Here is a 21241-nt window from a genome sequence, read left to right as displayed (position 1 = left end):
AGATAAAAAATGGTGGAGGGAAATAAATCCGTGAACTCATTTACCGTAGATAAGATTGTTGATTGTAAAGGTTTGTCTTGTCCAATGCCTATCGTTCGCACCAAAAAAGCTATTGAAGAGATTGAGGCTGGTCAAGTACTGGAAGTCATAGCTACCGATCCAGGATCCGTTGCAGATATGAAGAGTTGGTCAATTCGCACAGGTCATCAGTTTTTGGGAACCACGACTTCGGAAGATAAAGTTTTCAGACACTATATTCGCAAATCTGATCCAAACGAAGTAAAACCAGATACAAAGTTTCCTCATGTGATATCGAATGAGGAATTAAGCAAGCGGCTGGAGGCCAATCCCATTCTTTTGGATGTTCGTGAACCCATGGAATACGCCTTTGGTCATATTCCAGGTGCTCGTCTTGTTCCGCTTGGAAAATTGGAAGAGGAAATCCCTCAACTGAAATCATTTGCTGATCAGGAAGTGTTAGTGATTTGCCGTACAGGGCAACGCAGTGATATGGCTTGTCACATTTTAAGTGAACATGGCTTCCAGCATGTCTTTAACGTCAAACCGGGTATGTCAGAATGGCAAGGACCAATAGAAACAACGGAGGTGAAAGAATCATGAGTATCACACCCGAACTCAGCAGCATGACAGCAGCTGATGTTTTTGGGAAAATATTGTCAGCTGAGCCTTTGTTCATTCTGGACGTGCGTAATCCAGAAGCGTACTTGGATTGGAAAATAGAAGGAGATCAAGTGACTTCTATCAATGTTCCTTATTTTGATCTCATAGATGGAGTTGAACCTATTCTTCATCAACTACCTAAAAACCAGCCTATTTTAGTGGTATGCGCCAAAGAAGGTTCATCTGTCTATGTTGCGGAACAGTTAGTAGCTGCAGGTATATCACAGGTTTATTATCTACAGGGCGGCATGAAATCCTGGAGTGAATACCTGTATCCGGTCAAAATTGGTGATTTAAAATCCGGAGGTTCTATTTATCAATTTGTTCGTGTTGGTAAAGGGTGCTTGTCTTATGCCATTGTTTCCGATGGTGAGGCAGCTATTATAGATACAGCTCGAATGATAGAACCTTATCTGAACTTCGCCAAGGAACAAGGTGTGAAAATCAAATATACCATTGATACTCATTTGCATGCCGATCACGTTTCAGGCGGAAGAAGGCTTGCTGAACAAACGGGGGCAGCCTATTATCTGCCGCCTAAAGACGCTACGGAGGCAACTTTCCAATTTCATCCGTTAGAAGACGGAAATGATCTGCTGGTGGGAAGTACGGTTGTTAAAATTCACCCGATTTATTCTCCTGGACATACGATTGGCAGTACTTCGCTGATTGTTGACGATGCTTATTTGCTCTCGGGGGATATTCTCTTTGTCCAATCCATTGGACGTCCCGACCTTGCGGGTAAGGCAGGAGATTGGGCAGGAGATTTACGCAATACTTTATACGATAAATATAAAAAGTTAAACCAACGCCTGATGGTATTACCAGCTCACTATGCTGACTCTAGCGAAATGGATCAAAAGGGACGAGTCGCTGCTCCCTTGCAAGAACTCTATCAAACCAATGCGGGATTGCAGATTGATGATGAAGCAGAGTTTCGCAAAGCGGTTACGGAAAATTTGCCTGCTCAACCAAATGCGTATCAAGAAATTCGCCTTACGAATATGGGAAAACTAACGCCTTCAGAGAGTGAGCAGAGTGAAATGGAAATTGGACCGAATCGCTGTGCAGTTCATGGTTGAGATAGCCTATACAGGGTAAATACCCTGTATAGGACTCTTTTTTGTTACGATTCCTTATATACTCATACAACTATACGTATGGAGTGGTTGAGAAGGGAGATTATTCATGATTGCTATTCATTTGACCACTGCCCAGACCATCCTTTCCGTTATTTCAGGTGGGTTAGTTGGCTTTACGCTTGGATTAATTGGCGGCGGAGGTTCTATTTTAGCCGTTCCGTTGCTGCTGTATGTTGTGGGCATTCATGATGCTCATGTTGTCATTGGTACAACCGCATTAGCTGTTGCAGTCAATGCTTTTGTCAATCTTATTCCTCACTGGCGCGCTGGACATGTTCGTTGGAAAGCAGCAATTTTGTTTGCCATTCCGGGAGCGGTTGGGGCTGTTTTGGGTTCTTTCATTGGAAAAATGGTAGACGGTAAGGCTTTACTGTTTCTGTTTGCTATACTCATGCTAGTGATTGCCATTCAAATGTTGCGAAAGAAACAGGTGGACCAACAAGATACTGCAAGGCAACAGATCAAAATAGGTCCTGTACTGGGTACAGGAGCAGCTACAGGGATGATTTCTGGATTTTTTGGTATTGGCGGAGGATTTCTTATTGTACCTGGTTTGATATTGGCAACAGGAATGACCATGATAGATGCCATTGGAAGCTCTTTGTTTTCTGTAGGTACATTTGGGCTTACAACAGCAATTTCTTACGCACTCTCAGGTTTGGTGGACTGGTGGGTTTTTCTGCTTTATGTGATTGGCGGTATCTTGGGCGGTATAGGAGGAGCCCTGCTATCGAATCGATTGGGTAAAAACAAAAGAACATTACAAATCGTTTTTTCCATGATCATTATCATCGTGGCCATTTACATGCTTTACGACAATCTGTCGACTCTACATTGGTAGGTGAAAACGAATACAATGGAAAATATCATTTGGATTATTTTATTGATAGTCGTTTTATTTATGGTAATAAGGAGGGTATTGCCGACTAAGGGCATATCCTCCATTCAGGCAGAAGAGTTGCAAAATTATTTGCAACGGAAAAATACAGACAGGCCAGAGTTTATTGATGTAAGAGAACCGCATGAATTCAGCTCTGGACATATCCCTGGGTTTCGCAATATCCCTTTAAGTAAGCTTGGAAGTTCAACGGATCAGTTGCCGAAAGATAAAGAAATCGTAGTGATGTGCAGAAGTGGTATGCGAAGTATGCAAGCTGCGCGAATTTTAAAAAAGAAAGGATTTTCCAAAGTCATCAATGTCTCGGGAGGCATTATGGCCTGGAGAGGAAAAACGACGAAATAAGCGTTTTACTACATGAAAATAGAGAAAATGATATGTTGGTTACAGGTTCGATATAGAGTATAAGAAAAACTGCAAAGGGGGATGACAAGAATGAATTATAACGATCAAATGAAAAATCGGCTGAAAAGAATAGAAGGCCAAGTACGAGGTGTACTTGGAATGATGGAACAGGATAAAAGCTGTAAAGAAGTAGTGACCCAATTAACGGCAATTCGCTCTGCGGTCGATCGCGTTATCATGTATGTAGTTGGGCAGAATATGGAAGATTGTATCCGAGAAGAAGTTTCAGGCGGAAAGTCTGCAGATAAAGTGGTCAAGGAAGCTATAGAATTATTGATGAAATCCAGATAGAGGTGTTACCTGATATGGATTTTTATTATTCAGTTGTGACAGAGAAAACGGTTGACGAAGCAGTCCGTGCTTTGGAAGAAAGTTTGCAAGCTCATCAATTCGGTGTTCTCTGGAAGCTCGATCTTTCATCCAAGTTGCAGGAAAAAGGTGTTGATTTTAGAATACCTTACCGTATACTTGAAGTCTGTAATCCTCATGAAGCCAAAAAAGTATTGACACAGAATTTGCTTGTTGGTTATTTCTTGCCGTGCAAAATAGTAGTCTATGAGCAGAATGGGAAGACACATATTGGTTTGCCGAAACCAAGTCAATTAATGGACATCATTGGAGATTCCACATTGTCAAGTATTGCTCAAGATGTTGAAACAAGTTTGGTTCAGGCGATAGATGCAGCCAAATAAATATTTTTAAGAAAGGTTGAGTTGGGTATGGGGCATCGTTTTAATCCAGCGCATGTGGACAGGCTTTTGAGTGAAGAGCGGCGAACGATTCTACCTCCTGAACCCATACTGTCTCAACTCGACATCCAATCTATGCATACGGTGGCTGACGTTGGTTGTGGTCCTGGCTATTTTACTCTACCAGCCGCGCAAATGACTCAGTCCAGTGTTTATGGAGTAGATGTTTCTTCGGAGATGCTCGCCTATTTGACGGATCGAGCTAAAGAAGAAAACATGCCAAATATCATTCCTATTCAGAGTTCAGCGGAACAGATTGACTTACCTAATGAGAGTATTGACCGATTACTATGTTCTTTTGTTTTACATGAAGTCGATAATTTACAGAAAGTGCTTTCTGAGTTTCAGAGAATTATTAAAACCGATGGAAAAATGCTGTTTCTGGAATGGGAAAAAAAGATGACTGGCTTTGGTCCACCTGTAGATGAACGTTTAGATGCGGAGACTTTGGAGGCTCATATAAAAGAGATGGGTTGGCGCAGTCAGCGTTTTCAGCCCAATACCAATCATTATGGACTACTGATTGAACGCGTATAAATTAAGGAATTTGTTAGTCAGTAAATTGAACAAGAGGGGAATGACGTGTATGTTAAAAGAAGTTGAAGATCAATATCAAGTACTGACCATGGTTCATCAAAGTATCGATCAAATGTTGGAAGGTCTTCATCAGGACGACTGGCAGAAATGTCCCAAGGCAGGCTTTAATTCGATTGTTTCTATTCTCGATCACGTAATTCTTGTAGAAAAAAAATTCTTTTCTGCTGTTTCAGGGAATCCCATGGATATGGATACTCAGTTACCCTTTAAAGTCGATCATTGGGATGTTTCTGCTGTACAACAGGCGTGGTCGGAAATACTTCCCTACGCTCAATCGGTTTTAGAGCCTTTGAACGCGTCAGATCTTGAAAAACCAGGATTAAACTTACGAGTGGGTCAATTGAATCGCAGACAACTGATTACTTATGCTATTGGACATACCACCCATCATCGTGGACAAATTCCGTTGCTTCTCAAGTTGCTTAAAGGATAAGCGTTAGCAGTAGGAAATATCTGAACGATGGCGTGCTGATGAATCGCAGTGCGCCATTCGTTTGGTTATCCATAGAAATAAATCCCTATTCTACATAGATTTCATTTTGCAGAAGCATAGCCCAGTTTCTGAGATATCTTTTCAGATGCCGCTTGAACAGCCTTTATACATTCCTCTAAGTGCGTGTCAACCATGGTCATGGTAGGTCCGTTGATGCCCACAGCTGCTACAAATTTTCCTTGCCCATTCAATACGGGTGCAGCAACTCCGGTCACACCATAAATCGCCTCGTCACGTTCAATATAAATTCGTTGCGAACGAATGGCGCGAATTCGTTCTTGAATGATCGATACATCTGTAACTGTAGCAGGAGTGAAAGCGGGAATGGGTTTGCTGAGAATCGTTTTTTGCGAGCTTTCGTCCAGGTAGGCAAGTGATACAAGACCGAATGCTCCATAAACTAGAGGTCGTTGAGGTCCTTCAAACAAGGATACTTTCAGTCCCTCGCGCACTTCTTTTTGATAAACGTAGACAAGATGATCGTCCTCGACAATCGAAAGAAAGACAGTTTGATTTACCTGCTCGTGTAAGGCTTCCAAAATGGGTTCCGCTTCTTTTCGAATATCCAGATTAGCCGTTACAATGTCTGCGTATTCCAAAAATTTAAGGCCAAGTTTATAAGTCAACGTCTGTGGATTAAACGTAACCCATCTTCGGCGTTCGAGAGTATATAAAACACGGTAAACAGTAGCTTTAGGAAGCTTGACTCGGTGCGTAATCATTTCAATGGTCAATTCAGAATCTTGATGGCGAAAAGCATTGACTACATCAATAGCTCGGTCAATAGCACGTATGGAATCCATTTTTACGTCACGCAAGTGAATTTCCTCCTATACTAAAGGTTACTTTTCAATTTAGTAAAATGACAAGCAGAAATGATTGACATTTCTGCTTGATCGCGTTACGCTTTTTTCTGAACAAAATGAATTATATAACTCATCAGATGAATTGACAATCTCTATATGAAGTGTCTTTTTCTCGTTTATTCCATTCTCTCCAAAGGAGATGGTCGCTTTGGAAAAAGTGCTGGATGATACGTTGTTTAAGCGAGCTATGGGTTCCTTTGTCACTGGGGTTACCGTTTTGACCACTGAAGTACAGGGTAAAGTTCATGCAATGACTGCCAACGCGTTCAGTTCACTTTCTCTTCATCCTCCATTACTGCTGGTTTGTATTCATGAGAACGCTAAAATGTCTGAATTGCTGGCTCATGGACATCCATTCTGTGTAAACTTACTCTCACAATCGCAACGCGAATTGTCCGGTTACTTTGCCGGATTTAGCACAACGGCCACATTTCCCGCCTTTTCTTTTCTGCCTTTTGCACATACGCAAAGACTTGATGGCGCTATCTGTTCCGTCGCTTGTCAGGTTGAAGAGCGAGTTCACAGCGGAGATCATGTCATTGTGATCGGACGCGTACAAGAAGTCGTTTTTCCGGATGAGATGACACAACCCCTGGTCTACTTTCAAGGTCAATATTATGACCTGCAGAAACTAGAAAATTAATCAATTCAACGAGCAAGATTTGTAAGCGTTTACTTCCAACTCTACCAACTATCATAAATTCTTTATAAAAAGTGAGGGATACGATGAAACATGCTAGATTTTTTTGGCAAGGTGGCATCCATGAAGGGACGGTCGACGCGGGAGGTCGTCTGCGCGATGAAGCAGGGCGAGAAGTTTCTACCACAGATATTGCCTGGTTACCGCCACTTGTACCACACACTGTTTATGGATTGGCTTTGAATTATTCCGATCACGCTAAAGAACTTCAACTGGAAGTTCCCAAAGATCCGGTTCTCTTTATCAAGGCGCCCAATACGTTCATTGGCCACGGTGCTCCTGTCGTATATCCCAGTGGTGTGGCATACATGCACTATGAAGTGGAGTTGGCTGTTGTCATTGGAAAAACTGGCCGGAACATTAAAAGAGAGCACGCGATGGAGTATGTTTCCGGGTTCACCATAGCCAATGATGTGACAGTCCGGGATTTTGTGGGAAATTTATACCGCCCTCCTATCAAAGCGAAAGGTTTTGACACGTTTGGTCCTATGGGACCCTGGCTGATTGATAAAGAGGACATTGACGACCCGCACCAATTGACGCTTCGCACCTATGTCAACGATGAACTCCGTCAGGAAGGAAACAGCAGGGATTTGATTTTCACTATCGACTACTTGATTGAGTATATCAGCTCATTTACTACACTTTATCCAAATGACATGATTTGGACGGGCACGCCGAAAGGAGTTTCCCATGTTTATCCGGGTGATGTGATGCGTCTTGAAATTGAAGGAATTGGAGTTTTGGAAAACAGGGTGGTGGCTGAACAGTGACAACACAAACACATAACTATCAAATAACCGGCAATCGTCAGGTGGAAATTCAACCGGCACGTCATTTTATCCAGGGCGCATATTGTGATGGCGTACAGGGGAAATGGTTTGAAACCATCAATCCCACCAATGGCGAAGTGATAACCCAAGTAGCAGAAGGGTTTGAAGAAGATATACATCGTGCTGTATGTGCTGCGCATCAAGCTTTTCATGAGGGACCCTGGCGGCGAATGTCAGCTAAAGAACGCAGTCGACTCATGGTGAACATAGCCGAAGGATTAGAAAAGAACGGAGAAGAACTTGCCTATCTCGAAACATTAGACACTGGACTACCCATTGCGCAAGCACGAGGTCAGGCGGCACGAGCAGCGGACAACTTTCGCTTTTTTGCCAAGAAGGCGGAAGAAATGACAGGTGAGACCTATCCAGTAGATGAGTCGTTTCTCAATTATACCGTGCGTAGACCCGTAGGCGTGGCCGGTTTAATTACGCCTTGGAACACGCCTTTGATGCTATCCACTTGGAAAATAGCCCCTTGTTTAGCTACCGGAAATACAGCCGTACTCAAACCAGCAGAATGGTCGCCGTTAACAGCTACAAAATTAGCTCAAATTATTCATGATGCTGGCATACCGGAGGGTGTGTTCAATGTAGTCCACGGCTTTGGAGAAACTGCTGGTGCCGCTCTTGTAGCCCATCCGCTCGTCAATCTCATTTCATTTACGGGTGAAACCACAACAGGTAAAGAAATCATGCGTAACGGTTCGAGCACTTTAAAACGATTTTCTATGGAACTAGGTGGGAAATCGCCAGTTGTTGTATTTGCTGACGCCGATTTAGAACGTGCCTTGGACGCTGTTGTGTTTGGATTGTATTCCTTGAATGGAGAACGTTGTACAGCAGGATCGCGCTTGTTGATTGAGCGCAGCATCAAGGATGAATTTGAAGAGCGTCTAAAGGAGCGAGTCGCTCGTATTCGTTTGGGCGATCCGTTTGATCCGAAAACTGAGGTAGGGCCATTGATTCATCGTAATCATTATCAACGTGTTCAGGAATATATCCGTGTGGGTTTAAGCGAAGGTGCGACTCTTGCTGTTGGTGGTTTTTCGCCAGATGATCAAGTTGGCAATTTTGTGCGTCCAACGCTTTTTACGAATGTGCGCAATGGTATGCGTATCGCTCAAGAGGAGATTTTTGGTCCAGTACTCGTCAGCATCCCTTTTGATTCTGAAGAGGAGGCTGTTCATTTAGCCAATGATGTTGCTTATGGTCTTGCCGCTTACGTATGGACCAACAATTTAACAAAAGCGCATCGTGTTGCTGGACAAATTGAATCTGGAATGGTGTGGATCAACTCGCAAAATGTTCGAGACTTGCGGACGCCTTTTGGTGGTTCCAAAAATAGCGGTATAGGTCGTGAAGGAGGACACTACAGTTTCGAGTTCTACACAGAATTGAAAACCATTCATGTGTCCATGAGTCATCACCCTATTCCTAAATTCGGAAAAGTTGAATGAGTCTATAGAACGGGAGGAGGAATTGAGGATGGGAGCAAGACGTGGGCAAGACTATTTGCAGCGGCTGAACGCAGAATCTCGGGATGTATGGATTGATGGACAACGTGTTCAGGGTTCTGTGACGGAACATCCTGCTTTTACAAACGTAACAGAGAGCATGGCCAAATTGTACGATTTACAATTTAACCCTAATCTGAGGGACATCATGACCTATGAAGAGGAAGGAGAACGTTACGGTACGTCATTTATGGTTCCAAAGACGAGTGCTGATTTAGAAAAACGTCGACAAATGCATAAAATTTGGGCCGATGCTACTTGCGGAATGATGGGACGGTCCCCTGATTATCTAAACAGCGCTTTGATGGCTATGAGTCAGGCAGGAGATTATTTTGCACAAAATAATCCAATGTTTGCTGAAAACATTCGTGCCTACTATCGCTATGTTCGTCAGCACGATTTAAGTCTGACTCACACACTCATCAATCCGCAGGTTAATCGTGCGCTCAGTGTCAGTCAGCAATCTGATCCAGACGTTGCGGCGCATGTGGTCGATAAGAATAAAGATGGTGTGGTCATTCGTGGCGCACGATTGCTCGCCACACAAGGTCCCATAACGGACGAAATCATGGTTTTTCCGTCCACCCTTCTTAAAGGAACAGAAGAAGATAATCCTTACTCGTTTGCTTTTGCCATTCCCAATTCAACTCCAGGTCTGCGTTATCTTTGTCGAGAAACTTTCGATTACGGCAAATCTCATTTTGACCATCCACTTGGCTCTCGTTTTGAAGAAATGGATGCCGTAGTTGTTTTTGATGATGTCCTAGTTCCCTGGAATCGAGTATTTTTGCTGGAGGATGCAAAACTTTGCAACGATTTGCACCAGATGACTGGGGCCACCATTCATATGACCTACCAAGTTTTGCAAAAAAATATTGCGAAAGCTGAGTTTGTGCTCGGAGTGGCAGAAAATATTGTCGATGCTATAGGTATCGGTCAGTTCCAACATGTGCAGGAAAAGGTCAGCGAGATCATGCTCGCCGTAGAGACAATGAAAGCGTTTGTACGATCTTCAGAAGCTGATGCTTCCCTGAATCGTTGGGGAGTCATGACGCCTAAATGGGAGCCTTTGAATGCGGCTCGACAAATTTTTCCCAAACTTTATCCGCGATTGGTAGAAATTTTACAGTTGCTGGGAGCGAGCGGATTAATGGCTATTCCTTCAGAAACCGATATGACCAGCGATGTGCAAGCGGATATCCATAAGTATCTAGTTTCTCGCAATCGCAATGCGGAAGATAGATTGCGATTGTTCAGGCTCGCTTGGGATGTTTCGCTCAGTGCGTTTGGCTCTCGCCAAGTTCTCTATGAACGCTATTTCTTTGGTGATCCGGTTCGCATGGCAGGAGCCTATTACCATTCGTACAATAAAGCGCCAATGGTGGAGCGCGTTCAACGTTTTTTGCATCAAGATGATCCTGTGCAGGTTGAGGTAGCGTCTACCCAGGCATGAGGAGGAATCATATGTCGCACCATCCATTTCAAATTTTACGGGCGGCGCATGCAGAACTGAGAGTTTCCGATTTGTCAAAATCACGTGCGTTTTATGTGGATGCGCTCGGGTTTGTGGTCAGTGATGAAACGTCAACTGAGATTTATTTGCGTGGTGTTGAGGAACGAAATCATCACAGTTTGATTCTCAAAAAGAGCGATACACCAGCTGTGGGACATCTCGGATTTCGTGTAGCATCCAATGAAGATGTGGAAGCACTCTATCAATTCTATTTACAACAGGGCTGCTATGCCCGGCTTCGTGAGCCCAATGAAGAAAAAGGACAGGGTTTGGCTGTTCTGGTTCAAGATCCCTTTGGCTTTCCTGTTGAATTTTTTTCAGATATGACGGCTTTGGAACCTTATCATCAAAAGTATCATTTGCATCGCGGCGGAGCAGTACGAAGAATGGATCATTTTAATCTTTTTGTGCCCAATTTCTCGGCAGCTTTCGAATTTTGGCAGAAAGAACTTGGTTTTAAGCTCACAGAGTATGTGGAAACAGACGAAGAACCACAGGAAAAGACAGCAGCTTGGCTCTGTCGCAAACCCAGTGTCCATGATATCGCTCTCATGAAAGGCGCAGGTCCACGAGTGCATCATATTGGATTTTGGATGGACGATATGATGAGTATTATTCGCGTGTGCGACATTCTGGGCGGTGCAGCTATGCATGAACATATAGAGCGTGGTCCTGGGCGGCACGGCATCTCCAATGCGTTTTTTTTGTATTTGCGCGACCCTGATGGACATCGTATCGAACTTTATACGAGTGATTATTTAACCATCGATCCGGATTTGCAACCGATTCGATGGAGTGCTCAGGATCCGCGGCGACAAACACTTTGGGGGCACAGTACGCCAGAAAGCTGGTGGAAAGAGGCTTCTCTGGTGCTAGATGTTCAAACTTCTCAGAGGGTTGCAGTGAGCGATTGTCCGCCCAATGGAGTGGCAGCCCAATATATCAAATGAATATAGAAAATTAGGAGGAATATGGAAAATGGCAGAATTGGTTGGTTCTATTGCGCCTATGGTCACGCCATTTTTAGAAGATGGTTCATTTGACGAAACAACATTTCGCGAATTAATAGAATGGCATATTGACAGCGGAACACACGGTATCTCTTGTACCGGTACAACGGGTGAGCCGAGTTCGTTGAGTATTGCAGAAAGAAAACATATTATGGAAGTTACTGTTGATCAGGTGCGAGGACGTGTGCCCACTGTATTAGGGACCGGATCGACCCATTTTGAAGAAACCATGGAACTTACTTTGCATGCCCAAAAAATTGGCGCAGATGCAGCTTTGGTTATTGTACCGTATTATTCTAAACCTTCTCAGGAAGGTCTCTATCAACATTTTTGCAGTGTGGCTGATGCAGTCGATATTCCTATTGTCATATACAATATTCCTGGTCGGACAGGGGTGAATATGGAACCCACAACGATGGCCAGATTGCGAAAAAATTGTCCTAACATTATAGGTGTAAAAGAGTCAAACAAAAATTTTGAACAGATTAGCCATGTCCTGCACGCCTGCGGAAGAGATTTCAATGTCTATTCGGGCATAGAAGAATTGTGTTATCCTATGCTCGCGCTTGGTGGAAAAGGGCATATCAGTGCTACTGCCAACTTAATGCCCCGTGAAGTATCAGAACTTTATAATCTATGTGCGGCAGGGAAGTGGGAGGCTGCGAGAGATTTGCATTTTCAACTTTTAGAAATCAATCAGGCGCTTTTTTGGGAAACCAATCCTGGTCCACTGAAAGCTTGCATGGCGATGATGGGGAAAATTCGTCCGGTGATTCGAAAACCTTTAGTATTACCAGATGATGAAATGCAGGATAAACTTCGTAATGTACTCCAAAAATACAGTTTGATTTGAAATTCAAATATAGAATTATGCACCTGTAGCTGTAGATGTTATATGTTTTCAGAGATTACAAATTCATGTGAAAAATATGGGGGATGAACGGTAGTAAATGGCTGTATTTCTCCGGGTTGAATATCCGTGTCTATAGGCACGGATATTTCTACGTTTGAATCATCTGGATAAACTGACCTATCCATGAGTTTTATGGTTACTCGACACTCTCCCTCATACCAGAATCGACGTTGAATCCTACCTTGCAGAACAGGACCTAAGTGTGGATGATTGCCAAGTAATACGCGATTGGGATGAAGAGCAAATTTTTGTCCACGAATGTCTTCCAGTAAGTGAGTGTAGCCAAGTAGCTTTGCGGTTTGCCAGGAATGAGGATGTAACATCAATTCTTCAGGTGTTCCTTCTTGCAACAGCTTACCGTTATGGAGAATACCTAATCGGTCAGACATGCGTTGAGCTTCTGACAATTGATGCGTGACCATGATGATTGTAGTGCCCAGTTCTTTTTGTAAATCCATAACAGCACCTTGGAGAGTACGGCGAAGTGGTCCATCCAATGCAGAAAAGGCTTCATCCAGAAGCAACATTCTTGGCCTTTTGGCAAACGCGCGTACGAGTACGGCCCGCTGAACCAAGCCTCCTGATAATTGTTTGGGTTTGGCATCCAAATAAGGTGCCAACCCGAATTCTTCTATCCATTTCTCTAACTCGTCTTGGTGATGTCGATTCACAGCATAATAGATATTTTGTTTAACGGTTAAATGAGGAAAAAGTAAAGAACCTTGTTCTATAAGAATAATGTTGCGTTGCCAAGAAGGGACATTGATGGTTTTTTTTCCACCTACCTGAAGCAGAACCTGGCCATCGACAGAAAAATATGCTTGTTGCATTCTGTTCTCAAAACCGGCCATGACATGTAATGTACTTGATTTTCCCGCAGCAGACGGGCCAAAGAGACTATAGACTGTTCCTGATTCAATTTGTAAACGAATATCTAGTGTGAATGTATGGCGTGGAAGTTTGCAACTCAATTCAATCATGGTGTACTCTCCTCCACAACACGGTAGCCAAAGGTAATGGGAGGGCTACCAGAATTAAAAGCAGCGCTAATGGTAAAGCGCTGGGCAGGCCCTGTTCTTCCAGCGCAATCCATATACTGACGGGGAGTGTGTTGGGATAATAAGCAACGACAATGACGGCTCCAAACGCGCCAATGGCGCGAGCAAAGGCCATAGCAAAACCAATCAAAAGTCCAGGACGAGCAAGTGGGAAAATCACTCGTCGCAAGGTTTGCCATGGTGAAACACCCAAAGACAGAGAGATACGTTCAAATTTAATATCGATTTGACTGAAAGCAGCTTGAGCGGCAAACACATAATATGGCACAGATTCATATAACTGCGCTAGAACAACGGCTAGAATCGTATTGGTTGCGCTGAGTCCAAAGTGTGTCAAGAGATGACCCATAATTCCGTATGGTCCATAAAAATAGACGAGTAATAGACCTATTACGAGCGGGGGCATCAACAGCGGAATCAATAATAAAATCTCTATAGCCTTCCATAGGATCCCCTGACCGCGTGCAAGATACCAGCCAAGAGGAGTACCAAATAAAAGAGTGACGCATAAGCTGATAGCGGTGCTCCACAATGAATAAAAAAGCGGCGTGCCACCACTCTCTATCCAGACAGACCAAATATTACGCCAAGATAGATGAAGTAGCAGCGATACAAAAGGCAGGATAAGAAATGCTGTGCATAACCATCCAGCAAGAATTGCAACAGATGGAGCCAAACGCAATTTCTTCATCATTCACGAACCTATCCTTGGATTTCGCTATGTATAGACGCAGGAATATCTTGCTTGTTCCCCCAAATTTGAAATGGGGTGATGGAGTAACCGTTTTTCTTGTAAATTTTTATTCCTTGTTTAGATAAAAGAAAGGAGATAAATTTTTCTCCCGCTTTCTGATCTGGGTTGCCTGGTACAGTAGTGATGTAGATTTCAATCGGTTTTCCCTGAATGGTTTTGCCGTTTATATTCATGTGAACGCTGGCATAGACAGTCTTGTCAGACGGATCGCCCATATTGATGGTAGCTGGCAAGCGGATGAACGGTAAGTGATGCTGTATGGCTTCAGGTAAATAAGCGCTGGTTGCGTCCAATTGTCCAGCTTGCAAACGAGATAGAATGGCTTCTTCGGCAAATAATTGCTTGGGATTGGTATATGATCCAATAATTTTTTGCACCGTTCCAGAAGGCAGATGAAATTCTTTCTCCGCCAATTTAAGCATGAGAATAAACGCTTGCCCTTGTGGATCGGTTGCAGGATTCGTCCGTCCGAGATGAAATCCCGGTTGCTCCATTAGGGTAAAAAGATTACGCAGTGGCTTTTGGTCATCGGCAATCTCTTGCAATTTTGAGGCGAAGGGACTATTCGGTGAATAGGCAATAACGAGCGGAGAGCTTGCAAATCCAATGGCCCATTTAGGCGTCTTTGCTCCCATTTGCTCGAGAGGAGCAGTTCCTATACTTTCAAAAACATTCGGTGAGATTTCGTTGTTTGCAATGAGGTGCGCTACGCCAAGTGCTCCTCCTCCACGTCCTTCGTAAGGAATACCCGTAACTTTTGTGAAAGCAGGTCCAATGAATTGGTCATTCACGAGTTGCAGTGAACCAGCATAAGCCACATTGGCTGTCCCTGAGGTTGGATTCGCGACTGTAGAACGGTTTGTTTGAGAAGAAGGCGAATGTGTTCCGCAGCCCGTCACGAATGTTAGGATAGTCAACGTACTCAGAATGGCCCAGTATCTCGATTTCGTTTTCACAGATTCACCTCATCATGAATATGAGCTTCCTTCCTAATTGTCCATAAAAACTCTTCTTTTGCAACGAGGCTAAGATGTATGGTTGTGCTGGTGAGGTCTGATTTTTTCATCATGACAACGGGATCGACATATAATCGTGCGCTATTAGAGTATTGGGGAATATAGCAGCCGCCTCTTGCCAATAGTCATGTAATTCTTTTTCATTGTAGCGGGCACTCAGATGGGTAAGAATTAAACATTGGCTACCAGCTTTTTTAGCAATCATGGCGGCTTCCACATTCGTGGAATGGCCATGGGTTAGAGCAAGATGAGCATCTGAATGTCGATAGGTTCCTTCATGAACAAGCCAATCGCTTTGTTGAGCCAGATCAATAGAAACTTCTGTAGGTCTGGTGTCTCCCAATAGAGTAATGATGCGTCCAGGTCTGGGTGGGTCAAGGTAATCTTTGCTACGCAGAATGGTGCCGTCTGGGAGTCTGACATCTAACCCTTTTTTCAAATCTCCATACAGAGGTCCAGGCGAGATACCGAGCAGTTGAAGTTGTTTTGCTCGCAATCTCCCTGGTTTTTCTTTTTCTTCTATTCGAAATCCGTAGGAAGTTATAGTGTGGTTGAGCACTCTGCAATGTATTTGGAACTGGTCATCCTCAAACGACCATCCATCATAAATCGTGACAAATTGAACATGATAGGGTAAATAAGTGTGACTGACAGAAAACGCTGTTTTCAAAAAATCTTCCACGCCATGAGGACCATAAATCACTACAGGTGATTCTCCACCTTGAAAACCACGGCTGGCCATCATTCCTGGTAGACCATAGAGATGGTCGCCATGAAGATGACTAATAAATACTTTTTCTAATTTTTGAGGACTGAGCGGCGAGTTCAGCATACGTTGTTGAGTTCCTTCACCACAGTCAAACAACCAAAAGCTAGATCGCTCACTTTCTAAACGCAGCGCCAACGAAGAAACATTGCGTCGCTTGCTCGGCAATCCAGCTCCCGTTCCCAAAAAATAAAGTTCCACACCTCAATCCTCCTTTCCCTTGCTGGAGCAAGTTTACCAGTAAAGTGAGTATGGCAAACCAGTGAACTGTTCATTCTGAAGGATTCCAATGGTAGTCAGTCTCATCTGTATAGGCATAGATGCAAACTTTAAGTTCCTGTGTAAATATATTATACTGACTATTGGTTAGGAAGTTATGTTCATCCATCAGCCAGATAAAAGCGTTGCGAACTCATCTTTCTGGATATAGGAGATACGACAGTATATCCTATACGGGTGGCGAAACGCCTAAAGGAGGAAGAGAAATGGCCTATCTATTTACCCCATTTCAATTAAAAGGGTTAGAGTTAAAGAATCGAATTGTCATGGCACCCATGTGTCAATATTCGGTTACTGCGAAGGATGGCAAACCGAATGATTGGCATTATACTCATTTGACCAGTCGGGCTATAGGCGGTACCGGGCTCATTTTGGTTGAGATGACCGATGTAGAACCAGACGGAAGAATTACAGATTACGATCTCGGTCTATGGTCTGATGATCAGATTCCTGCATTTGCTCGAATTATTGATGCTTGTCATAATTATGGTTCGAAGATTGGCATTCAAATTGCCCATGCTGGCCGAAAAGCGGAAGATGCAGTACAGCCAGTAGCGCCTTCGGCCATCCCTTTTGAAGGACCTCGATATAAAACTCCCAAAGCGCTTTCCACAGACGAAGTCAAAAGAATGGTGGAGAAATTTGGACAAAGTGCGCGCAGAGCTGTTCAAGCAGGTGTTGATACCATTGAATTACACGGGGCGCACGGCTACTTAATCCATCAGTTTCAATCGCCTTATACCAACCATCGAGACGATGAATATGGTCAGGATTTGGCTCGATTTGGAGTGGAAGTCATTCAAGCGGTCAAGAGTGAAATGCCAAGCAACATGCCGTTGCTGATTCGTGTTTCTGCGGTGGAGTATGTTGATGGCGGTTATGGATTAGATCATATGATCGAGATCGGCCGCAGATATAAGGAAGCTGGCGTGGATATGTTTCATGTCAGTTCAGGTGGGGAAGGAAGACCAGGGGCACGGAAACCCGGCAATTATCCTGGTTATCAGGTGCCATTTGCGCGTGCTATTAAAGAGGCACTCAATGTACCTGTGATTGCTGTCGGCATTTTGGAAGATTATCAATTGGCTGAGTCGGTGATTGGCAATCAGGACGCTGATTTGGTGGCAATTGCTCGAGGCATGCTGCGTGATCCGTATTGGGCCACTCATGCTGCCAAGGCTCTGGGTGTTGAACCCAACGTGCCTAAACAGTATGAACGTGCTTATTAAGTTTGAATTTCAGATAGGGTGATGATGAAGATGCAGTTCAAAGGTAAAGTCGCACTCGTAACTGGTGCAGGAAAAGGCATTGGTCGGGCTATTGCGCATCGATTGGCTGCTGAAGGTGTACATTTGGGTTTATTAGCCCGTAATGAAACAGATTTACAAACGCTGAGTGAAGAATTAACCCGCTCTTACCATGTCAAAACCTCTTTTGTCAGTGCGGATGTGGCTCAACGGGATCAAATAAATTCGGCAGTTGCGAAATTAACACAATCACTCGGTCCGATAGATATTCTCATCAATAATGCAGGTATGGCAAAGTTTGGTACGGTGGCAGAAATGGATCCGGATGAATGGGAGCAGATTGTCAAAGTTAATTTATTTGGCACGTATTACGTTACACGCGCCGTTTTGCCGGAGATGATGAAGCGCAATACAGGTAACATTATCAACATCAGCTCTACGGCAGGTCAGAAAGGGAATGCTACCACTTCCGCCTATTCAGCGTCCAAGTTTGCCGTCCTTGGATTTACGGAGTCTTTAATGCAAGAAGCGCGTAAATTCAATATTCGTGTAACGGCGCTGACACCTAGCACCGTCAATACAGAAATGGCGAAATCAATCGGTTTAAAAATAGGTGAGGAAGATAGGATGTTACAACCGGAGGACGTTGCCGAGCTCATTTACTCCATTTTAAATCTGCCTGATCGCGCTTTTGTCAATTTAGCAGGGATTTGGACGACAAATCCGCAATAACGCTTGTATAGTTTTCTGTTTATCCTTACAGATCAGCAAAAAATCCAGTGCTTGGCCTGGAAAAATCAGAGCTGTCCCAATTGTGGTCAAACCACAGACGGGGCAGCTTTTTTGGTATGAAAATTTATGAATAAAAAGTCTTAAATTTAAACTTTTCCGATTGACAAACTCGGATAAATAACGATATAGTATGACATCGGAATGATTTAGCGCCGAGGGGGTGCAGGAATGCTTTTTTTGTTCTTGATTCTTCTTTATACATGTTTACTTTTGCTTCTTAGTCAATTTGCAAAACGACGTGCCCAAACTGCTAGTCAATTCATGGATGGTGGGCGGCGTTTTGGTGTATGGAACGTTTTTATCATGATGACCGCTATGTGGGGTTCATCCATGTTTGCTGTGGAGATAGATACGGCTTATCAAAGTGGTATTTCTGCCCTTTGGTATGGGGTCTCAATCATTGTTTCTTCTCTCGTCGTTGCAGCGTTTTTGCTTAAACCTTTCCGTAATATTGGATATTTAACAAGTTCTCATTTGTTGGGTCAAAAATACGGAAACAAGGCTCGAGATGTTGCTGCGCTTGTGATTGGAATAACATTTCCTATTTTTGCAATGAAAAATGTATTGGCAGCTGCTTCTTATTTGCATGTCATTCTTGGCTGGAGTTTGCCTATCGTATTGATTGCTACGACTTTGTTGGTGATTATCTATGTTTCTCTTGGTGGACTGTGGTCATTGGCTTATGTCCAGGTAGCTAATCTGCTTCTTTTTACGGTTGGACTAGGTGTCGCTGCATATTTTAGTTTCCGGGGAACACGCTCGGTTCATGTCACTCATCTTCAAACCTTGCCTGTTTCGTTTCACGATTTGTTTGGGGTTGGTGCTAGCACTTTATTAGTCTGGTTTGGCATGAATCTTTTAAATTCCGTTAGTGCTCAGGCTGAATTTCAGACAATTGCTTCGGCTAAAAATGTAAAGAAAGGCAAGATGGGAGTTTATTTGTCATCGGTCGTTTTAATTGCATTTGCCGTAGTACCAGCTTGGCTAGGTGTGGCTGCAAGAATGGGTCATCCTTTACAAAAAAATGGCTTATTGGCTTTTCCTGCTTATTTAAAAATCGTGGCACCTCATTGGGCCATTGTCTTGGTAGGGTTGGGATTTTGGGCTTCTGCGCTCATCTGGTGTGCGCCACTAATGTTTTCTGGAGCATCAAGTTTAGGATTGGATCTCTTGAATCGTAAGAGTCTTTCCCATAACCATGATCGTATTCGTTGTTTGGTTCGCTTGTCCATGTTGATTCAGGGAATGATGATTGTTCTATATGCATTGGCGAGACCGGGAGATCTTGCTTGGTGGGCTGTATTCGGTTTAACATTGCGCAATGCTGCGATTGTTGGCCCTACTTTATCTGTTTTGCTTTGGCCAGCCGTACGGGAAAAAACTATAGTTTTTTCGATGATTGCCGGAGTTTTGGCTGGATTTGGCTGGAATGCTGTGACAGGTTTGTCAGCAACGGTCTTTCCTTTCGGGATTAATCCTATGTGGGTAGGCAGTGGTCTGTCATTGCTGGTTATTTTGCTAGGAACACTCATCGAAAACAGAGACAACTTACAATGGACAGCCGTCAAAGCAAGACGTCGATGGAGTGCTGTATTTATCTTTTTCTGTGTGGCATTGCTAATTTTAGGAGTTTATCTGCCCAAATTGCATTTTCAATCGTTTTTAGGAGCGGATTTATTTCTAATGATTTTCACGCTCTTCCTAGCGACAGTTCTGTCTACAGAAAGAATTCAGGATACCTCCCCTGTACCGTTTTCCATGGGAAACAGGGTTCTTTCCTGAAATTCCTTTACTTTTCGCTGATTTATTTTTCTGACAAGATAGAAATATGCCGTTTGGGATGATGTTCGTTTAACGATTGGGTAAAATAAAAGAATACAATTCATTTATTGGAAGAGCTGCTCCAGGCGGCTTTTTATCTTGATGATCTCATCTTTATGAAAATTTTTAGGGGGATATATAGGTTGTCTAAAACATTTGCGGATACTGGTGTCCGTTTGTCGGTCTTGGATTTAGTGCCCATCGTGCAGGGAAATACGGCAGCAGATGCCCTTCGTAATAGTTTGGATTTAGCTCAACATGTTGAGAATTGGGGATATCATCGTTATTGGCTGGCCGAGCATCACAACATGCCCGGTATAGCGAGTTCTGCTACATCGGTGGTTATTGCGCATATTGCTGCAGGTACCCAAAAGATTCGCGTAGGCTCAGGTGGAATTATGTTACCCAATCATTCTCCGCTCATGATTGCTGAACAGTTTGGAACATTGGAATCATTGTTTCCTGGTCGTATCGATCTCGGTCTAGGACGGGCACCTGGCTCCGATCGTGCAACCATGCGGGCTATCCGCAGGGGATTACAGCAAGATGGCGATGATTTTCCTGAATTGCTGAATGAATTGCAACAGTATTTTGAACCGCATGGTGAAGAAAGGCGCGTTCGAGCTATTCCCGGTGAAGGATTGTCCATTCCTATATGGTTGCTCGGATCCAGTGATTTCAGTGCCAGACTAGCTGCGCGACTTGGACTTCCTTTTGCTTTTGCTAGTCATTTTTCTCCAGGTTATCTGCTGTATGCTATTCAACAGTATCGACAACTCTTTCAATCTTCATCAGCTGAAGCTAAGCCATACGTAATGGTAGGTGCAAATGTGATTGTCGCTGAAAGTGATGAAGAGGCAAAATTCCTGGCTACCTCCATGCAGCAGCAGGTGCTCAGTTTAATCAGAGGAAAACCTGGTCAACTGCCACCACCTGTGGAGAATATAGATGAACTGTGGAATCCAATGGAAAAGGCAGCGCTAGAGGAAAGAGCAAGGTATACTTTTATTGGAACTCTTTCTACAGTTGAAGCAAAGATTCTAGACTTCATTAGAGAAACATCAGCGGATGAAATTATTATCAGTTCGTCTATTTATAGTCATTCTGCAAGAGTAGAATCTTATCGCCGGCTGGGCAAATTATTGCAATAGTTTGTTGGCGGTTATGTATCGCGTTGCATCATTGGCATTTTTG

The 21241-nt window shown here is 43.5% G+C and carries 23 protein-coding genes; 18 read left to right on the top strand and 5 right to left on the bottom strand.

What is annotated here, in order from left to right; all coding sequences use genetic code 11:
* Nucleotides 1-9 precede the first annotated feature (9 nt).
* From ACOJUR_RS13285 to ACOJUR_RS13250, 8 genes are all read left to right on the top strand, one after another.
* Nucleotides 10-621, top strand: a complete 612-nt coding sequence (locus ACOJUR_RS13285) for a sulfurtransferase TusA family protein (protein ID WP_072874801.1) — start codon at nucleotides 10-12, stop codon at nucleotides 619-621.
* Nucleotides 618-1763, top strand: a complete 1146-nt coding sequence (locus ACOJUR_RS13280; protein WP_420950272.1) for an MBL fold metallo-hydrolase — start codon at nucleotides 618-620, stop codon at nucleotides 1761-1763. Before ACOJUR_RS13285 ends, ACOJUR_RS13280 begins: the two co-directional genes overlap by 4 nt.
* A 106-nt stretch (nucleotides 1764-1869) precedes the next feature.
* Nucleotides 1870-2664, top strand: a complete 795-nt coding sequence (locus tag ACOJUR_RS13275) for a sulfite exporter TauE/SafE family protein (protein ID WP_306952516.1) — start codon at nucleotides 1870-1872, stop codon at nucleotides 2662-2664.
* A 15-nt stretch (nucleotides 2665-2679) separates the two neighbouring features.
* The gene (locus ACOJUR_RS13270) at nucleotides 2680-3066 is read left to right on the top strand and encodes a rhodanese-like domain-containing protein (RefSeq protein WP_072875450.1); all 387 of its coding nucleotides are present in this window, start codon (nucleotides 2680-2682) and stop codon (nucleotides 3064-3066) included.
* Nucleotides 3067-3156: 90 nt separating this feature from the next.
* On the top strand, nucleotides 3157-3417 hold the full coding sequence (locus tag ACOJUR_RS13265) for a metal-sensitive transcriptional regulator (RefSeq protein WP_072875451.1): 261 nt from the start codon (nucleotides 3157-3159) through the stop codon (nucleotides 3415-3417).
* A gap of 14 nt (nucleotides 3418-3431) precedes the next feature.
* Nucleotides 3432-3818 carry a DUF302 domain-containing protein gene (locus ACOJUR_RS13260; protein WP_072875452.1) on the top strand — a complete coding sequence of 129 codons (387 nt, stop codon included), beginning with the start codon at nucleotides 3432-3434 and terminating at the stop codon, nucleotides 3816-3818.
* 27 nt (nucleotides 3819-3845) lie between these two features.
* Nucleotides 3846-4412, top strand: a complete 567-nt coding sequence (locus ACOJUR_RS13255) for a class I SAM-dependent methyltransferase (RefSeq protein WP_072875454.1) — start codon at nucleotides 3846-3848, stop codon at nucleotides 4410-4412.
* 49 nt (nucleotides 4413-4461) lie between these two features.
* A complete protein-coding gene (locus tag ACOJUR_RS13250) occupies nucleotides 4462-4905 on the top strand; it encodes a DinB family protein (protein WP_072875457.1) in 444 nt (147 codons plus the stop codon).
* 101 nt (nucleotides 4906-5006) lie between these two features.
* Here ACOJUR_RS13250 and ACOJUR_RS13245 read toward each other — a convergent pair whose 3' ends face one another.
* The gene (locus tag ACOJUR_RS13245) at nucleotides 5007-5783 is read right to left on the bottom strand and encodes an IclR family transcriptional regulator (protein ID WP_306952527.1); all 777 of its coding nucleotides are present in this window, start codon (nucleotides 5781-5783) and stop codon (nucleotides 5007-5009) included.
* A gap of 205 nt (nucleotides 5784-5988) precedes the next feature.
* Here ACOJUR_RS13245 and ACOJUR_RS13240 point away from each other — a divergent pair, with 205 nt between their 5' ends.
* From ACOJUR_RS13240 to hpaI, 6 genes are all read left to right on the top strand, one after another.
* Entirely contained in the window at nucleotides 5989-6474 is a 486-nt protein-coding gene (locus tag ACOJUR_RS13240) for a flavin reductase family protein (protein ID WP_238413722.1), read from the top strand.
* Between the two features lie 83 nt (nucleotides 6475-6557).
* On the top strand, nucleotides 6558-7304 hold the full coding sequence (locus ACOJUR_RS13235) for a fumarylacetoacetate hydrolase family protein (protein ID WP_072875347.1): 747 nt from the start codon (nucleotides 6558-6560) through the stop codon (nucleotides 7302-7304).
* A 41-nt stretch (nucleotides 7305-7345) separates the two neighbouring features.
* Nucleotides 7346-8821 (top strand): 5-carboxymethyl-2-hydroxymuconate semialdehyde dehydrogenase, encoded by a 1476-nt coding sequence (gene hpaE / locus ACOJUR_RS13230; protein ID WP_420950554.1) that lies wholly within the window; start codon nucleotides 7346-7348, stop codon nucleotides 8819-8821.
* 28 nt (nucleotides 8822-8849) lie between these two features.
* Nucleotides 8850-10331 carry a 4-hydroxyphenylacetate 3-monooxygenase, oxygenase component gene (hpaB, locus tag ACOJUR_RS13225; protein ID WP_306952532.1) on the top strand — a complete coding sequence of 494 codons (1482 nt, stop codon included), beginning with the start codon at nucleotides 8850-8852 and terminating at the stop codon, nucleotides 10329-10331.
* A gap of 11 nt (nucleotides 10332-10342) precedes the next feature.
* Nucleotides 10343-11341, top strand: coding sequence for a 3,4-dihydroxyphenylacetate 2,3-dioxygenase (gene hpaD / locus ACOJUR_RS13220; protein ID WP_306952534.1), 999 nt, complete (start codon nucleotides 10343-10345; stop codon nucleotides 11339-11341).
* Nucleotides 11342-11369: 28 nt separating this feature from the next.
* Complete coding sequence (gene hpaI, locus ACOJUR_RS13215; RefSeq protein WP_420950271.1) at nucleotides 11370-12254, top strand: 2,4-dihydroxyhept-2-ene-1,7-dioic acid aldolase; 885 nt, start codon at nucleotides 11370-11372, stop codon at nucleotides 12252-12254.
* A 38-nt stretch (nucleotides 12255-12292) separates the two neighbouring features.
* Here hpaI and ACOJUR_RS13210 read toward each other — a convergent pair whose 3' ends face one another.
* The 4 genes from ACOJUR_RS13210 to rnz all read right to left on the bottom strand — a co-directional run bounded on the left by ACOJUR_RS13210 (nucleotide 12293) and on the right by rnz (nucleotide 16109).
* Complete coding sequence (locus tag ACOJUR_RS13210) at nucleotides 12293-13294, bottom strand: ABC transporter ATP-binding protein (protein WP_420950270.1); 1002 nt, start codon at nucleotides 13292-13294, stop codon at nucleotides 12293-12295.
* Nucleotides 13287-14066, bottom strand: a complete 780-nt coding sequence (locus ACOJUR_RS13205) for an ABC transporter permease (RefSeq protein ID WP_072874341.1) — start codon at nucleotides 14064-14066, stop codon at nucleotides 13287-13289. The genes ACOJUR_RS13210 and ACOJUR_RS13205 overlap by 8 nt, the downstream gene beginning before the upstream one ends.
* Nucleotides 14067-14074: 8 nt before the next feature.
* Complete coding sequence (locus ACOJUR_RS13200) at nucleotides 14075-15082, bottom strand: extracellular solute-binding protein (RefSeq protein WP_420950269.1); 1008 nt, start codon at nucleotides 15080-15082, stop codon at nucleotides 14075-14077.
* Nucleotides 15083-15191: 109 nt separating this feature from the next.
* A complete protein-coding gene (rnz, locus tag ACOJUR_RS13195) occupies nucleotides 15192-16109 on the bottom strand; it encodes a ribonuclease Z (protein ID WP_420950268.1) in 918 nt (305 codons plus the stop codon).
* 284 nt (nucleotides 16110-16393) lie between these two features.
* Here rnz and ACOJUR_RS13190 point away from each other — a divergent pair, with 284 nt between their 5' ends.
* The 4 genes from ACOJUR_RS13190 to ACOJUR_RS13175 all read left to right on the top strand — a co-directional run bounded on the left by ACOJUR_RS13190 (nucleotide 16394) and on the right by ACOJUR_RS13175 (nucleotide 21198).
* Complete coding sequence (locus ACOJUR_RS13190; protein WP_072874338.1) at nucleotides 16394-17416, top strand: NADH:flavin oxidoreductase/NADH oxidase; 1023 nt, start codon at nucleotides 16394-16396, stop codon at nucleotides 17414-17416.
* A gap of 30 nt (nucleotides 17417-17446) precedes the next feature.
* Nucleotides 17447-18166 (top strand): 3-ketoacyl-ACP reductase, encoded by a 720-nt coding sequence (locus tag ACOJUR_RS13185; protein WP_420950267.1) that lies wholly within the window; start codon nucleotides 17447-17449, stop codon nucleotides 18164-18166.
* 228 nt (nucleotides 18167-18394) lie between these two features.
* Nucleotides 18395-20008 (top strand): sodium:solute symporter family protein, encoded by a 1614-nt coding sequence (locus tag ACOJUR_RS13180; protein ID WP_420950266.1) that lies wholly within the window; start codon nucleotides 18395-18397, stop codon nucleotides 20006-20008.
* A 182-nt stretch (nucleotides 20009-20190) separates the two neighbouring features.
* Nucleotides 20191-21198: an LLM class flavin-dependent oxidoreductase gene (locus ACOJUR_RS13175; protein ID WP_420950265.1), complete on the top strand. Its 1008-nt coding sequence runs from the start codon at nucleotides 20191-20193 to the stop codon at nucleotides 21196-21198.
* Nucleotides 21199-21241 lie beyond the last annotated feature (43 nt).

The organism is Alicyclobacillus tolerans (genome assembly GCF_048984885.1).
Lineage (GTDB): Bacteria > Bacillota > Bacilli > Alicyclobacillales > Alicyclobacillaceae > Alicyclobacillus_I > Alicyclobacillus_I tolerans.
The sequence above is the reverse complement of the archived record's forward strand: the minus strand, read 5'-3'. Positions and strand labels throughout refer to the sequence as shown.